This is a genomic window from Streptomyces sp. CC224B (assembly GCF_030010595.1).
Lineage (GTDB): Bacteria > Actinomycetota > Actinomycetes > Streptomycetales > Streptomycetaceae > Streptomyces > Streptomyces longispororuber.
This window is the reverse complement of record NZ_JASCXL010000273.1, coordinates 1-323: the sequence shown is the minus strand read 5'-3', so window position 1 is coordinate 323 and position 323 is coordinate 1. Positions and strand designations below refer to the sequence as shown.

Sequence of the window (323 nt, the reverse complement as noted above, 5' to 3'; positions counted from 1 at the left end):
TCGAACGAGCCGAAGTAGTCCACGACGTCCTCGGGCCACTGGTTGGCCTCGGCCAGCAGCACCGTGTCCGGGTAGTGGGCGTCGATCTCGGCCCGTACCCGCCGCAGGAAGGCGTGCGAGGCGGGCAGGTTCTCGCAGTTGGTGCCCTCCTCCGCGAACAGGTACGGCACCGCGTCAAGGCGGAAGCCGTCGATCCCGAGGTCCAGCCAGAACCGCAGCGCCGCGAGGACCTCCGTCTGCACGGCGGGGTTCTCGTAGTTGAGGTCGGGCTGGTGGGAGAAGAAGCGGTGCCAGTAGTACTGCTTGCGGACGGGGTCGAAGGT

The 323-nt window shown here is 67.8% G+C and carries 1 protein-coding gene; it reads right to left on the bottom strand.

The window, feature by feature from the left end; translation table 11 throughout:
- Nucleotides 1-323: alpha-amylase family glycosyl hydrolase (locus tag QK440_RS41320; protein WP_282798410.1), on the bottom strand; the 323-nt coding region annotated here is incomplete at both ends.